Raw genomic sequence first — 792 nt, 5'->3', positions numbered from 1 at the left:
CGACCCGCTGCTGCTGGACCAGCAACTGACGAATGAAGAGCGCATGGTGCGCGACGCGGCGAATGCCTACTGCCAGGACAAGCTGCAATCGCGTGTGCTGGAAGCCTTCCGCAATGAAAAAACGGATCCCGCCATCTTCCGCGAAATGGGCGAACTCGGCCTGCTCGGCCCCACCATTCCGGAACAATACGGCGGCCCCGGCCTGAACTACGTCAGCTACGGCCTGATCGCGCGCGAAGTCGAACGCGTCGATTCCGGCTACCGCTCGATGATGAGCGTGCAATCCTCGCTGGTCATGGTGCCGATCTTCGAATTCGGCAATGAAGCCACCAAACAGAAATACCTGCCGAAGCTGGCCACCGGCGAATGGATCGGCTGCTTCGGCCTGACCGAGCCGAACCATGGTTCCGACCCGGGTTCGATGGTCACCCGCGCGAAGAAAGTGGCGGGCGGCTACAGCCTGTCCGGCAGCAAGATGTGGATTTCCAATTCGCCGATTGCCGACGTGTTCGTGGTGTGGGCCAAGGATGATGAAGGCGCGATCCGCGGCTTCGTGCTGGAAAAAGGCTGGAAGGGATTGTCCGCGCCGGCCATCCACGGCAAGGTCGGTCTGCGTGCCTCGATCACGGGCGAGATCGTGCTGGATGAAGTGTTCTGCCCGGAAGAGAATGCCTTCCCGGAAGTGCGCGGCCTGAAGGGTCCGTTCACCTGCCTGAATTCGGCGCGTTACGGCATTGCCTGGGGTGCGCTGGGTGCGGCGGAAGACTGCTGGTTCCGTGCCCGCCAGTATGT

Annotated in this window: 1 protein-coding gene; it reads left to right on the top strand. The window is 62.1% G+C overall.

Going from position 1 to position 792, the window contains the following annotated elements:
* Nucleotides 1-792, top strand: a 792-nt coding sequence (locus E6W33_RS26875) for an acyl-CoA dehydrogenase family protein (protein WP_136420449.1), incomplete at both ends; no start/stop codon positions are given.

The organism is Herbaspirillum sp. ST 5-3 (genome assembly GCF_004804275.1).
Classification (GTDB): domain Bacteria; phylum Pseudomonadota; class Gammaproteobacteria; order Burkholderiales; family Burkholderiaceae_D; genus Noviherbaspirillum.
The sequence above is the reverse complement of the archived record's forward strand: the minus strand, read 5'-3'. Positions and strand labels throughout refer to the sequence as shown.